The sequence below is a fragment of the Sphingopyxis sp. OPL5 genome (assembly GCF_003797775.2).
Classification (GTDB): Bacteria; Pseudomonadota; Alphaproteobacteria; order Sphingomonadales; family Sphingomonadaceae; genus Sphingopyxis.
Map to the genome: position 1 here is coordinate 2,054,571 of NZ_CP060725.1, position 13,420 is coordinate 2,067,990.

The window sequence follows — 13,420 nt, forward strand, 5'->3', positions numbered from 1 at the left end:
CCGCGCTGCCCCCGCCGCCAACCATAGGATCCTTTGTGACCGCTTCGCGTACCATCCCCTTCATCGTCGCGACGATCTTCATCGACGCGATCGGGTTCGGCATCATCATGCCGGTGTTGCCGCAACTGGTGATGGAGATCGGCAGGGTCGACCTTGCCAGCGCGATGGGAATCGCGACGGCGATCGGACTGGTGATGGCGGTCGCGACCTTCCTCGCCTCCCCCGTCCTCGGCAACCTGTCGGATCACTTTGGGCGGCGGCGCGTGCTGCTGCTGTCGCTGGCCGGCCTCGCCGCCGACTATGTGCTGCTGACCATCGTCCATACGCTCCCCTGGCTGTTCGTCGCTCGCGCCCTGTCGGGCATTTTCGGAGGCAGCGTTGCCGCTGCGCAAGCGGCGATTGCCGATGTCACCCAACCCGAAAACCGCGCGCGAAACTTCGGTTTCGTCGGCGCGGCCTTTGGCGTCGGCTTCGTGGTCGGGCCGGTGATCGGCGGGTTTCTGGGCGAAGTCGGACCGCGCGCGCCCTTTGTCGCCGCCGCGCTGCTCGCCGCGGCGAACATGCTCTATGGCTTTTTCATCTTCCCCGAAACGCTGCCGGCCGAGCGTCGGCGCACCTTCGACTGGCGCCGCGCCAATCCGTTCGGCGCGTGGAAGACGATGCGCGGGCTGCCGGGGATGAGCGGCATCGCGACGGTGCTGACCCTGTGGCAGATTTCCAGCCTCGTCTATCCGATGACGTGGAGCTTCTATTGCATCGCGCAGCTCGGCTGGTCGCCGAAGATGATCGGCGCGAGCCTCGCCGCGGTCGGGGTCGCCATCGCGCTCGGCCAGACCTTCGTGGTAGGCCCCATCGTCCGCCGCTTCGGGGAACGCGACGCGGCGACGATCGGCATCCTCGTCGCGGTGACCGTCTATATCGGCTATGCCTTTGTCGACACGACATGGGGGGCGTTCCTGCTCATCGTGCCGATCATGTTCCAGGCGCCGGTGCAGCCTTCGCTCAACGCGCTGATGTCGCGGCGCGCGAGCGCCGCGATGCAGGGCGAGGTGCAGGGAATTTCGGCGATGGCGATGGGACTCGGCCAGATCGTCGCGCCGACGCTGTTAATCGGGACGATGGCTTGGTTCACCGGCGACAAGGCGCCCGTGCATTTTCCCGGCGCGGCGTTCCTCGTCGCGACAATATTCGGGCTGCTCGCGGTGCTGATGCTGCGCCGCCTGCCGCGCGTGACGCGGACGAGCGACGAAGCTGTGCCCGATCAGATGCCGCCGTCGGTCACCGCATAGCCGGCGGCCTCAAGCCCCGCTGTCACCGCAGCGACGCACGCCGCGACCGCCTCGGCCGAGGTCGAGCGGACGACGAAATTGGCGCCGACCTTGCCGTCGCGAAAAAAGGGGTAGCTGCCGATCGCGACGCCCGCGTGGTCCTTTTCGCCCTGGCGCAGCAGGTCGGCGACCTCGCTTTCGGGCGCCCATGACCCGATCGTATGCGCGACGAGCGGCGCGCCGCCTTCAAGCTCGCCGGTCAGCGCGTCGAGCATGCCGGCGGTGATGTGCGGCACGCCGGCCATCACGAACAGATTGCCGATGCGGATGCCCGGCGCGCCCGACATGCGGTTCGGGATGAGTTCGGCGCCGTCAGGGGTGCGCGCCATGCGCAGCCGCGCCTCGGTCAGTTCGCCGCCGCGCGCGGTATAATAACGTTCGAGGATCGCGCGCGCATCGGGATGGACGATCACGCCGACGCCGAGTGCCTTGGCGACCGCATCGACGGTGATGTCGTCGTGAGTCGGGCCGATGCCGCCGGTGGTGAAGACATAGTCGTAGCGCGCGCGGATCGCGTTCAGCGCCTCGACGATCTCTTCCTCGACATCGGGAACGATGCGCACTTCGCGCAGGCGAATCCCCTGCACGTCGAGCCAGGTCGCGATCTGCGCGACATTCTTGTCCTGCGTGCGGCCCGAGAGGATTTCGTCGCCGATCACCAGTACGGCGGCGGTCCAGATGCGTTCGTCGCTCATCGCTTTGCCTTAGCCCGCTGGCATGACAAAACAAGTCCGGTGGCACAGCAGCAATGTTCCTGTTATGTTCTATCCCGACTCGCCAAACCAAGGGAGATGCACGATGGCCGATGAGCTGATTTTCTATACCAACCCGATGTCGCGCGGGCAGATCGTCCGCTGGATGCTCGAAGAAGTCGGCGCGTCCTATGAGACCCATATCCTCGGTTATGGAACGTCGATGAAGGACGAGGCTTATCTGGCGATCAACCCGATGGGCAAGGTTCCGGCGATCGTCCACGACGGAAAGGTCGTTACCGAATGCGCCGCGATCTGCGCCTATCTGGCCGACGCCTTTCCGGACGCCGGTCTCGCGCCCGCCGCCGATGCCCGCGCCGATTATTATCGCTGGATGTTCTTTGCCGCCGGGCCGGTCGAGCAGGCGATCACCGCGAAGCATTTCGGGATCGAACCCGACGCCGATCAGCAGCGCTCGGCGGGCTTCGGAACGCTTGAGCATGCACTCGACGCGCTTGAAAGCGCGGTCGCGGGCAAGACCTATGTCGCGGGTGACAAATTCACCGCCGCCGACGTCTATGTCGGCAGCCAGATCGACTGGGGGCTGCAGTTCGGCACGATCCCGAGCCGCCCGGCGTTCGAAGCCTATGCCGCCGGCCTGCGCGAGCGCGACGGGTATAAGCGCGCCAAGGCGATCGACAATGGCCTGATCGCCGAAATGCAGGCGGCGAATCCGGCTTAGGGCAGCGCCCTGATCAGCTCGACCGCCAGCGGGGCGAGGCGGCGAATCTGCGGGTCTTTCGATTCGGAGGCGCTGACATAGATTGCCGAAGCAAAGGCGGTGCTGTTGTGGATCGCCGCGAGACCGGCGGCGCCGGCATAGGCGTCCCGCCAGCGCGGGCTGGCGTCGGGGTGCAATGATTGGAACCATACCGCCCAGGCGGCATCATCGATATCGGAACGCCGCGCGAGATAAAGGATCGGGCCGGCGAGACGCCCCGGTTCGCCATGGACATAATAGGGCGACGCGGCGGGCGCGACCTGCGCCGCGATCGCTGCGAGCAGCCGGTCGGCATCGGCGCGCGACAGGCGCGGGTTGAGCGCCAGCTGAAGCATCAGGTCGGCGCCGTGCGCGACGCCGTGGCGCCAGCCCTCGCCCGCCGTGAAGCCGCGATAGTCGGTGACGCCGCGCAGATAGATGGCGCCCGCCTCCGCGAGCGCGTGGAGTTCGGCGTCTGTCAGAAAAGGCTCCATCCGGTCGGCGCGGGCGACCTCTGCCAGCGCCAGCGCAGCGAAGGGAGGGCGAAAGCCTGACGCGTCGTCGGGTCCGGCCATCATCGCCTGCAGGCGCGCATTGGCGTGGCGCATCAGCGCCGGCTCGACCTGTTTGCCGCGCAATCCTTCGGACCAGAGGGTGAAGGCAAAGCCGTCACGCACCGCCGGGTCAGGATCGCCAAGGCAGGCAAGCAGCGCGTCGATCGTCGCCGCATCGGCCTTTGGGAAATAGTGGGCGGCATAGGTCTTGAGGTCGCTGTCCGCGGGGCGTCGGATGGCGCACTTGTCGGTTTCACTTGCCATCGCCGGCGTCGCTGCCGCCATCGTGGTCAAGCCGATGACGGCCCATATCGCCTTCATTCCGCCCGCTCCTCCCCAAATGAAAGAGCCCGGCGAATCGCTCCGCCGGGCTCCTTGCATCAGTTGTTCATCCGTCCGCTTAGTCGCGGCTGCCCAGCAGGTTGAGCAGGAAGGTGAACATGTTGACGAAGTCGAGATAGAGGTTCAGCGCCCCCATGATCACGGTCTTGCCCATCATGTCCGTCCCGCGGACGTAGAAATACATGCTCTTGATCTTCTGCGTGTCATAGGCGGTGAGACCCGCGAACACGAGCACGCCGACGATGCTGATCGCCAGCATCAGCGCAGGCGACTGGAAGATGAAGGCGTTGAGCAGCATGGCAACGATGATGCCGATGACGCCCATGATCAGGAAGGTGCCGAAGCCCGACAGATCTTTCTTGGTGGTATAGCCATAGAGGCTGAGACCCGCGAAGGCAGCGGCCGTCGCGAAGAAGGTCTGGGCAATCGAACCCATGCCGAAGCGCAGGAAGATCGTCGACATCGACAGGCCCATGACCACGGCAAAGACCCAGAAAAGGCCTTGCATCGCGGCGGTCGACAGCTTGTTGATGCCGAAGCTAAGCACCAGCACGAAGGCGAGCGGCGCCAGCGCGACGACGAACCACAGCGGGCTGGTCACCATCGAAGCGGTGAAGCCCGACTGGAAAGCGAGCAGGGCGACGATGCCGGTGAGCAGCACGCCCGATGCCATATAGTTGTAAACCGACAGCATGTACGACCGCAGGCCGGCATCGACGGCCTGGTCCGTTGCAGTCGCTGCGGCGCCAAAACCGGACGCCGCCATATTGGGGTCGTTCCAATTAGCCATTGTTTTCACTCCATCATTGGCCAGCCCATACCGGCCATGGCCGCAATATCGTTATTTTTTCCCGCGCTTTCAAGCGAAACCGGACAAGAGGCTTTCCGCGTGCCACCGCAAGCGCTTATGCTGGGTCCGCCATGTCGACCCACCGCCTGTTCGTCGCGCTGCGCCCGCCGCACGCCGTCCGCACCGCGCTGATCGCTGCGATGCACGGCATTGCGGGCGCACGCTGGCAGAACGACGAGCAGTTGCACCTGACTTTGCGCTTCATCGGCGAAGTCGATCATCACCGCGCCGAAGATATCGCCGCCGCACTCGGCGCGCTGCACGCCCCTGCCATCCTGGCCCGGATCGCCGGGGTCGACCTGTTCGAGCATCACGGCCGCCCGCACATGATCTGGGCCGGGGTCGAACCGCATGATGCGATCGCGGCGCTGCACCGCAAGGTCGACCAGCTGCTGACACGCGTCGGCGTCGCGCCCGAGACACGCGCCTTCGTACCGCATATCACGCTGGCGCGGCTCAATCGCGGTTCGGGGCCGGTAGCCCCCTTCCTCGCGCTGCACAGCGACCTCGCGAGCGCGCCCTTCACCTTTGACCACGTCGCCTTGTACGAAAGCGAGATGGGGCATGGCGGATCGCGCTATCACCCCGTCGCGCGCTATCCGCTCGATCCGGTGGCATCGGCGACGAGCGCCGCCGCGACCGCACTGACATCGCCCCAGGTTTCGGCAAAACCATCGTCCGCACCATAATAGGGATCGGTGACGCTGTCGCCGGTTCGGCCCGGCACCAGGTCGAGCATCAGCATCAGCCGTGCGGTCGCATCGGCGGGCGCGAGGGCGCGGGCGTCGCGCAAGTTTTCGGCATCGGCGGCGAGGATCAGGTCGAAGCGGGTGAAGTCGCCGAGCGCGAGCTGGCGGGCGCGCAGATCCGAGATGTCGACGCCGCGGCGCCGCGCTTCGGCCAAGGCGCGCGGGTCGGGCGGGCGGCCGACATGCCAGTCGCCGGTGCCCGCCGAATCGAGCGTCGCGGCGATGCCCGCATCGGCGAAGGCGGCGCGCGCCGCGCCTTCGGCGAGCGGCGAGCGGCAAATGTTGCCGAGGCATAGGAAGAGGATCGCGGGGGCCGTAACTTCTCGATCATCGCGCATATCGCCGATCCTTCCTGTAAAGTTGAACCGACTTTCAACTTGCGCCGTCGTTCGGCTCTGCTAGCCATGGGCCATAACAGATAATGGGTCAGGGAGAGGGTTGCCAGATGGCCGAGAACGACACGACCGGCGCGCCGGTTCCCGCCGAGCCGCGCGCCACCGGCTATAGCTGGTATGTGCTGGCGGTGCTGGTCGTCGTCTATATCCTGAACTTCATCGACCGGCAGATCCTGAGCATCCTCGCGGTCGACGTCAAGGCCGACCTGGGCCTCGACGATGGCGACCTCGGCTTCCTCGGCGGCGCCGCCTTCGCGGTCTTTTACGCGCTGTTCGGCATCCCGCTCGGCCGGCTCGCCGACAATTGGAGCCGGGTGAAATTGCTGTCGATCGGCCTGACCCTGTGGTCGGCGATGACCGCGCTGTCGGGCTTCGCCTACAACAAGCTGACGCTGACGCTCGCCCGCATGGGCGTCGGCATCGGCGAAGCGACCGCCAGCCCCACCGCTTACTCGCTGATCTCCGACTATTTCCCGAAGCGGCAGAAGGCGACCGCGCTCGCGATCTATTCGTCGGGGCTGTACATCGGCGGCGGCGTGTCGCTGTTTATCGGCGCGCTGATCGTCGAGACATGGGGCCGGGCCTATCCCGCGGGCGGACCGCTGGGGCTGGTCGGCTGGCAGGCCGCGTTCCTCGCGGTCGGCATCCCCGGCCTGATCGTCGCGCTGTGGGTCGCGACGCTCCGCGAGCCGGTGCGCGGCGCGATGGACGGGGTGGCGAGCCCGAGTTCGCCCAGCCCTTTCCGCGAGTTCGGCAAGGATTTGTCGATGATCGTTCCGCCGCTGACGCTGTGGGGGGCGTGGAAGCGCGGTCCGGCGGCGCTGGCGATCAACATCGGGGTCGCGATCGCCGTGTCCGCCTTTGCCTGGTGGATGATCGAACTCACGGCGAACGAAGCGCAATGGATGGCGGTCGCGCTCGGCTATTATGCCGTTTTTTCCTGGGCCAGCACGCTGCGCGCGCACGATCCCGCGACCTTCCGCCTGATCTGGGGGACGCCTGCCTTCATCTGCACCACGCTCGGCTATGGCCTCGTCAGCCTCGCCGCCTATGCGCTCGCCTTCTGGTCGGCGCCCTATGCCGAGACGGTGCTGGGTATTCCCAAGAAGGAACTGGCGTTCTGGCTGGGCGCGAACGGGGCGATCAGCGGTTTCGTCGGGGTGATCATCGGCGGACGGATCGCCGACTATCTGCGCGCGCGCAACCCCGCAGGCCGCATCGTGATGATCATGTTCGGCGTCGTCGCGCCGGTGGCCCCGATCTGGATCGGCTATACGACCCCCGACCCGACGCTGTTCTATGTGATGAATTTCCTCGCCGGGGCGTTCGGCGCGACCGCGCTCGGCGCGGCGGCGGCAACGACCCAGGACCTGGTGCTGCCGCGGATGCGCGGTACCGCGACCGCCGCCTTCTTCCTCGGCACGACGCTGGTCGGCCTGTCGTTCGGCCCGTATATGGTCGGGCAGATTTCGGTTATCGCCGGCGACCTGCGCATGGGCATATTGTCGCTGATCGCCGTCGCGCCGATCGCACTCGGGCTGTTGATCTATGCTTATCGCGCGGTGCCGCGGGCCGAGGCGACGATCGCCGAGCGCGCGCGGGTTTAGAATCACCCGACGGGGCCGATTTTGGGATGTGAGAAGCGGACATAACACCCCTCCCTGTCGCGAAGCGATGGGGAGGTGGCAGCGGCACAGCCGCTGACGGAGGGGCCGACGCCGTCAGGCGTCGTGCAACCTTTCGGCCCCTCCACCACCGCTTCGCGGCGGCCCCCCTCCCCATGGCCTGCGGCCACAGGGAGGATCAATGGGGCCATACCGCGCGAAAAACGGACTAAGGCGCCTTGGCGGCGATCACGCCGCAGACGATGCGGTCGCCGCTGTTGCCGCTGGGATCGGTCTTGTAATCGTCGGGCTTGGCATGGATCACGAAGGCCGCACCGTCGGCATCGAGAAGGCCACCGTCGCCCGTCAGGCGCGTACCGACGATCCGCAGCGTCGCGCGGCCGATCGTGTCGGGTTCGATGACGAGGTTGGGCATGTCGCCATGATGCGCGCCGAGCGGATTGTCGCGGCCGTGCTGGGCGCTCGTCGGATTCCAGTGCGGACCGGCGGTGGTGAATTTCGGCGCATCGCACAGCCCGACAGAATGGACGTGCATGCCATAGGTCCCGGCGGCGAAACCGCGCGCGACGAGTTCGAGGCGCAGGCCGTCGCTATCGCGGAAGATGTCGACGCGGCCGCGGTCGGCGCCGCGTGCGTCGAACAGCGGCGCGCTCGCGTCGGGAACGGGCAAATTCGACGCCGGATCCTTCTTCTGGCCGATCAGGTCGCAGCCCGACAGCGCGAGCGCCGACAGGGCGACGGCGCCGATGGTCATGTTGCGGCCAAAGGTCGAACGGATCGTCATGCTTCTGCTCCCCGGAAAAACCATCGGAATCGCAAAGCCGCCACGGCGGCTTTCGTTCCCGTCGGCGATGATGCCTTTATTCGCCGCGGGTTCCAATAGCGATGTGACGGAAGCCGTGGCGCGCCACTTCTTCGCGGCGATAGATGTTGCGCAGGTCGACGAGCAATTTGTCGGCCATGCCCGCGCCGAGGCGGGCGAGGTCGAGCGCGCGGAAGGCGTCCCATTCGGTGACGATCGCCACCGCATCGGCGCCGTCGGCGGCGGCATAGGCGCTCGCCTTCATCTCGACATCGGGCATCATTGGCGCCGCGATGTCCATGCCTTCGGGATCGTAGGCGGTGACCCGCGCGCCGGCATCGACCAGCGTCTGGACGATCGCGAGGCTGGGCGAATCGCGCATGTCGTCGGTGTTCGGCTTGAACGTCAGCCCGAGCAGGGCGACGGTCTTGCCGCGCGCATTGCCGCCGAGCGCGGTAACGATCTTGCGCCCCATCGCGCGTTTGCGCAGGTCGTTGGCGAGCACCGTCGCCTCGACGAGACGCAGCGGCACGTCATGGTCCTGCGCGGTCTTGAGCAGCGCCAGCGTGTCCTTGGGGAAACAGCTGCCGCCGTAGCCGGGACCGGCGTGGAGGAATTTGCCGCCGATCCGGTTGTCGAGGCCGATGCCGCGCGCGACGTCCTGGACCTCGGCACCGACGGCCTCGCACAGGTCGGCGATCTCGTTGATGAAGGTGATCTTGGTCGCGAGAAAGGCGTTCGCGGCATATTTGATCATTTCCGCGGTGCGGCGGCGGGTGACGAGGATCGGCGCTTCGTTGAGGAAGAGCGGGCGATAGACTTCGCGGAGCACCGCCTCGCCCCGCGCATCCTCGGCGCCGATGACGATGCGGTCGGGGCGTTTGAAATCGCCGATCGCGGCGCCTTCACGCAGGAATTCGGGGTTCGAGGCGACGCTGTGGCTGCGCCCCGCCGAGCCTTCGCGCAGGATGCGTTCGACCTCGTCGCCGGTGCCGACCGGAACGGTCGACTTGGTGACGATGACGCAGTCATGGTCGAGGGTGGCGGCGAGTTCCTCGGCGGCGCCGAAGACATAGGACAGATCGGCATGGCCGTCGCCGCGCCGCGACGGGGTGCCGACGGCGATGAACACCGCGTCGGCGCCGGCGACCGCGGGGGCGAGTTCGGTGGTGAACGACAGGCGGCCGGCGGCGACATTCGCCGCGACGAGCGCATCGAGACCGGGTTCGTAGATCGGCATGCGGCCCGCGTGCAGCGCGTCGATCTTGGACGCGTCCTTGTCGACGCACACCACGTCATGGCCGAAATCGGAGAAGCAGGCACCCGAAACCAGGCCGACATAGCCCGTTCCGATCATGGCGATTTTCATCTGCGAAGCCCTTTTGCTGCTGGTGTCGGCGCGGGTGGGGCGCACGGGGAGAGGGGATGCGGCGCGTCCTTAAAGCCAAAGCGCCCAAAGGGAAAGGGCCGCGAATTGCTTCGCGGCCCCCTGCCTGTTCACGTCGCTTCGATCAGCGATCAGAAGACACGCGCATATTGTTCGTTGCCGACGAAGCCGAGCTTGCCGACGCCGCTGCGCTTGATCACCGCCATCACGCGATCGACGACGATATAGCGTGCGTAGGGATCAGGCTGCACCTGGAGTTCGGGTTCGACCGCCAGCTGCTTGGTTTCGAGCAGATAGCTTTCGAGCGTCGCCAGATCGACCGGCGCGCCGTTCCAGGTGATCGTCCCGCGCGGATCGATCATGACCTTGTTCTTTACCGGATCGACGTTGTTCTTTGCGTCGGTCGGAACCGGAAGGTCGATCTTCACCGCGTGGGTCTGGGGCGGGATCGTGATGATGAACATGATGAGGAGCACGAGCATGACGTCGATCAGCGGCGTCGTGTTCATCTCCATCATCGGTTCGTTTTCGTCCCGATCTCCAACTGCCATGGACATGCGTTTATTCCTTCATAGCTTGTGGCGGAACGCGCTTACATGCGCGCCAGCGTCCCCGAGCCAGGAGCCGGTTCGGAAATGAAGCCGATCTTCTGGAAACCAGCATATTGCATGGTGTAGATCACCCCGCCGATGCACTGGTACGGCGTGTTGATGTCGCCGCGGATATGCACTTCGGGGAAATTTTCCTCGGTAATGTTTTCGACGCCGCCGATATCCTTGATCAGCTTCTCGAGCTTGTCCTGGCCCTTTTTCAGCAGCTCTTTCGAATCGACCGGGGTCTGGCCCCAATAGACTTCGCACGCGGTGCTTTCGGGGTTGGGTTGGCCGTCGCCGTCGGTATCGCCCGAACGCACCGACAACAGCACGTTTTCAGGCTTGGTCGTCGTCGCCTCGAATACCACGTCGGGCAGCTTGAGGTTCACCGTCTCCAGCACCACGGGAACCGTGATGAGGAAGATGATGAGCAACACAAGCATGATGTCCACGAGCGGCGTCGTGTTGATGTCGGACATGGGGGCGTCTTCGCCGCCCTTATCGCCTACACTCATCGACATAGGATCAGCATCCTGTCACAAATAGTTACACGGGACGACCCGGTGTCCGGCGCCAGCCCCGAAGGGCGGCGACGGACACCGGGTCGCCAGATAATCAGGCCTTCTTCGGCGCGGCGGCCGGGGCAGCCTTTGCCGGAGCAACGACGGCCGGCTTCACCTGGCCGCCCGACATGATCGAGCCGAGAACGTCGTTCGAGAAGGTCGACAGACGGCGGCTGATCGCCTTGTTGCGGCTCTGCAGCCAGTTGAACGCGAGCACCGCGGGAACCGCGACGATCAGGCCGACGGCGGTCATGATAAGCGCTTCACCGACCGGACCGGCAACCGCGTCGATCGACGCCTGACCCGACGCACCGATCTTCACGAGCGCGTTCAGAATGCCGATAACGGTACCGAACAGACCGACGAACGGTGCGGTCGAACCGACGGTCGCGAGGAAGGCGAGACCCGAGTTGAGCTGCGAGTTGATGTGGTTCTGCGAACGCTCAAGCGTGCCGTGCATCCAGTCATGCGCTTCGACAGGATCGGTCAGCTTGGTGTGCTCTTCGTTGGCGCGCAGGCCGTCTTCGACGACCTGGCGATAGGCGCTGTTCTTTTCGAGCTTCGCAGCACCCTCGGCGAGGGTCGGCGCGCGCCAGAAATTGACGTCGACGGCCTTGCCCTGGTTCATCACCTTATTCTGTTCGAACAGCTTGGTGAACAGGATGTAGAGCGTGCCCATGAACATGATGACCAGCACCAGGCCGGTCAGCTGCGTGATCCAGCCGCCTTCGCACAGCGCCGGGAAGACGCCATATTTGTTGGTGGGGTCGGCGAGCTTTGCTTCGCAGAACGTAGACGGCATCATGCCGTAGCTCCGGTGACCCGCGGCGGCGGCGGTCGCAATCAGATTGATCATCGTGGTATTCCCTCTCAAAATTTCGTCAAAAACTAAAAATCCAGATCGTTGGGCCCAGATCGCTGGGCCCGGTCCCGATCAACGCGGAATCTGCCAGCGGATGCGGTTGCTGTAGCTACCGCCCGTCGGGTTGCCCGCACGGTCCTTGCCCGGGTTGAACCGGCCGCGACGCGTGATGAGCTTGCAGGTCTCGGCATCGAGATCCGCATGACCGCTCGACGAGGTCACATCACAGGAGGTGATCCGGCCGTCGGCGCTGTACGTGACGCGGAAACCGGTCGTACCCTCGCGCTCTTCGCGCATGGCACGGGCCGGATAATCGTCGTTGGTCGCCCAGCGCCCGGGGTTGCCGCGCGGCGTACCGGCGGCGCTCAGGTCCGCCGTCGGCGGCGGAGCCGGCGGCGCGGGCGGGATATAGACCGGCGGAGGCGGCGCCGGAGGCGGCTCGCGCACCGACTGAATCTGCGGCGCAGCCACGGGCGGCGGGAACGGCGACGGCGGAGTCACGACCGGCGGCGGCGGCGGCAGGACATTGTCCGGCGGCGGCGGCGGCGGCGGCTCCTCGGGCGGCGGCGGTTCTTCGACGTCCACCACATCCAATTTTTCGGCGAGCTTCTTGACGATGCTGATATTCAGGCCGTTGACCAGGCCGTAGCCCAGTCCCGCCGTCAGCAGTCCCACCAAGACGATCGCCACTACCCTGTTTTTAGGGTCGACACTATCACCATAAGCCATTCAGGAACGACGCTCCTTGCTAGATCATCCTGACACCAATCCAAACCGTCGGGGGGAGTTGCCAAATGCCCGGATAATTCCGATGCGTTCCGCAGACCCGGCGGGCGGCTTCCGGCTATTATGTTCTGTGCCGGACGCTTCGTCGGACGTCCTATCGCGGTGGCGGCAAGTTCGCAAACCCTTTATCAGCGGTTAATGTGGCGCGCGCCAAGATGGCACGCCGCCACCGCAACCGGTGTCAATGACAAACAGAAAGTGGACCCACCATGCGCAAGCTCCTTCCCGCCATCGCGATCGCCCTGGCCGGCTTAAGCGGCGGAATCCCGGCGGTTTCCGCGATGCAGGCGCCCGCCGCCGCGCCGCCGCCGAGCCCGTACAGCTATGCCGACGTCGCCGATCTCGCCACCGCGGCGCCGATGGCGATCCATGCGCGCATCGCGTCGGCCACCGCGCTCAAACCCGAGCGGGCGCCCGGCGTCGCCGCGGGTTCGAGCCGATTCTATGTCGAGGCCGACGTCATCGGGCTGATTCGCGGCAAGGGGCCGCTGGCGGCGCGCATATCTTACCTGGTGGACCTGCCGCTGGGTGCCAATGGCAAGCCGGTGAAGCTGAAAAAGAAGCAGCCCGTCCTGCTCTTCGCGCGCCCGGTCGCGGCGGGCGCGGCGGGATCGACGAGCACGAACAGCATCCGGCTGGTCGCGCCCGACGCCCAGCTGCCATGGGATCCCGCGACCGAGGCGCGGCTGCGCGCGATCCTGACCGAGCTGGTCAAGCCGGGCGCGGCGCCCGCGATCAGCGGCTTCGCCAACGGCTTCCATGTGCCGGGCACGCTGCCGGGCGAAGGCGAGACCCAATTGTTCTTCGACACCGCGACCGGCGAGCCGATGTCGCTGACCATCCTGACCAGCGCCGACGGATCGCGGCGCTGGGCGGCGGCGTTCGGCGAGATCGTCGACGGATCGGCGGCGGTGCCGGCGCGCGATACGCTCGCCTGGTACCGGCTCGCCTGCGGGCTGCCGCGCCCGTTGCCGCTCGCCAAGCTGGCGGGCACGCCCCCCGAAGACCGGCGCAAGGCGGCGTCGGACTATGGCATCGTGCTCGGCGCGCTCGGCGACTGCACGCGGACGAGAAAGCCGCCGGCGGGCTAAGCCTCCTCCACTCTTGTTTCCTCGGTAAAAGCCGATAGGGG

General features: G+C 66.1%; 15 protein-coding genes. 5 read left to right on the forward strand and 10 right to left on the reverse strand.

The genetic code is table 11. The features are described 5' to 3' along the window. Positions 1-35 precede the first annotated feature (35 nt). A complete protein-coding gene (locus tag EEB18_RS09760; protein ID WP_187142291.1) occupies positions 36-1,289 on the forward strand; it encodes an MFS transporter in 1,254 nt (417 codons plus the stop codon). Here the strand turns inward: EEB18_RS09760 and EEB18_RS09765 are convergent. Beyond that, positions 1,262-2,023: a competence/damage-inducible protein A gene (locus tag EEB18_RS09765; RefSeq protein WP_056345133.1), complete on the reverse strand. Its 762-nt coding sequence runs from the start codon at positions 2,021-2,023 to the stop codon at positions 1,262-1,264. The genes EEB18_RS09760 and EEB18_RS09765 overlap by 28 nt on opposite strands. A gap of 103 nt (positions 2,024-2,126) precedes the next feature. Between EEB18_RS09765 and EEB18_RS09770 the strand changes: the two genes are divergently transcribed. Further along, complete coding sequence (locus tag EEB18_RS09770; protein ID WP_187142292.1) at positions 2,127-2,762, forward strand: glutathione S-transferase family protein; 636 nt, start codon at positions 2,127-2,129, stop codon at positions 2,760-2,762. Here the strand turns inward: EEB18_RS09770 and EEB18_RS09775 are convergent. Next, a complete protein-coding gene (locus tag EEB18_RS09775; protein WP_187142293.1) occupies positions 2,759-3,655 on the reverse strand; it encodes a DUF2785 domain-containing protein in 897 nt (298 codons plus the stop codon). The two genes, EEB18_RS09770 and EEB18_RS09775, sit on opposite strands and share 4 nt — an antisense overlap. A gap of 79 nt (positions 3,656-3,734) precedes the next feature. Next, positions 3,735-4,466 carry a Bax inhibitor-1/YccA family protein gene (locus tag EEB18_RS09780; RefSeq protein ID WP_187142294.1) on the reverse strand — a complete coding sequence of 244 codons (732 nt, stop codon included), beginning with the start codon at positions 4,464-4,466 and terminating at the stop codon, positions 3,735-3,737. Positions 4,467-4,597: 131 nt separating this feature from the next. Here EEB18_RS09780 and thpR point away from each other — a divergent pair, with 131 nt between their 5' ends. Continuing rightward, the gene (gene thpR / locus EEB18_RS09785; protein WP_187142295.1) at positions 4,598-5,215 is read left to right on the forward strand and encodes an RNA 2',3'-cyclic phosphodiesterase; all 618 of its coding nucleotides are present in this window, start codon (positions 4,598-4,600) and stop codon (positions 5,213-5,215) included. On the opposite strand, the gene EEB18_RS09790 is transcribed toward thpR, so the two are convergent. Continuing rightward, on the reverse strand, positions 5,122-5,613 hold the full coding sequence (locus tag EEB18_RS09790) for a low molecular weight protein-tyrosine-phosphatase (RefSeq protein WP_187142296.1): 492 nt from the start codon (positions 5,611-5,613) through the stop codon (positions 5,122-5,124). The genes thpR and EEB18_RS09790 overlap by 94 nt on opposite strands. A gap of 107 nt (positions 5,614-5,720) precedes the next feature. Here EEB18_RS09790 and EEB18_RS09795 point away from each other — a divergent pair, with 107 nt between their 5' ends. Next, a complete protein-coding gene (locus EEB18_RS09795; RefSeq protein ID WP_187142297.1) occupies positions 5,721-7,277 on the forward strand; it encodes an MFS transporter in 1,557 nt (518 codons plus the stop codon). A 226-nt stretch (positions 7,278-7,503) separates the two neighbouring features. Here the strand turns inward: EEB18_RS09795 and EEB18_RS09800 are convergent, their stop codons facing one another. The 6 genes from EEB18_RS09800 to EEB18_RS09825 all read right to left on the reverse strand — a co-directional run bounded on the left by EEB18_RS09800 (position 7,504) and on the right by EEB18_RS09825 (position 12,231). Next, on the reverse strand, positions 7,504-8,079 hold the full coding sequence (locus tag EEB18_RS09800) for a superoxide dismutase family protein (protein WP_262408187.1): 576 nt from the start codon (positions 8,077-8,079) through the stop codon (positions 7,504-7,506). Positions 8,080-8,155: 76 nt separating this feature from the next. After that, a complete protein-coding gene (locus tag EEB18_RS09805) occupies positions 8,156-9,466 on the reverse strand; it encodes a UDP-glucose dehydrogenase family protein (RefSeq protein ID WP_056341467.1) in 1,311 nt (436 codons plus the stop codon). 149 nt (positions 9,467-9,615) lie between these two features. After that, positions 9,616-10,041: an ExbD/TolR family protein gene (locus tag EEB18_RS09810; protein WP_056341472.1), complete on the reverse strand. Its 426-nt coding sequence runs from the start codon at positions 10,039-10,041 to the stop codon at positions 9,616-9,618. A gap of 35 nt (positions 10,042-10,076) precedes the next feature. Continuing rightward, the gene (locus EEB18_RS09815; protein ID WP_056341475.1) at positions 10,077-10,598 is read right to left on the reverse strand and encodes an ExbD/TolR family protein; all 522 of its coding nucleotides are present in this window, start codon (positions 10,596-10,598) and stop codon (positions 10,077-10,079) included. A 94-nt stretch (positions 10,599-10,692) separates the two neighbouring features. Then, positions 10,693-11,442: a MotA/TolQ/ExbB proton channel family protein gene (locus EEB18_RS09820; RefSeq protein ID WP_056342795.1), complete on the reverse strand. Its 750-nt coding sequence runs from the start codon at positions 11,440-11,442 to the stop codon at positions 10,693-10,695. Positions 11,443-11,574: 132 nt separating this feature from the next. After that, positions 11,575-12,231 (reverse strand): energy transducer TonB, encoded by a 657-nt coding sequence (locus EEB18_RS09825; RefSeq protein ID WP_187142298.1) that lies wholly within the window; start codon positions 12,229-12,231, stop codon positions 11,575-11,577. A 266-nt stretch (positions 12,232-12,497) separates the two neighbouring features. Here EEB18_RS09825 and EEB18_RS09830 point away from each other — a divergent pair, with 266 nt between their 5' ends. Next, positions 12,498-13,379, forward strand: a complete 882-nt coding sequence (locus tag EEB18_RS09830; protein ID WP_187142299.1) for a hypothetical protein — start codon at positions 12,498-12,500, stop codon at positions 13,377-13,379. Positions 13,380-13,420 lie beyond the last annotated feature (41 nt).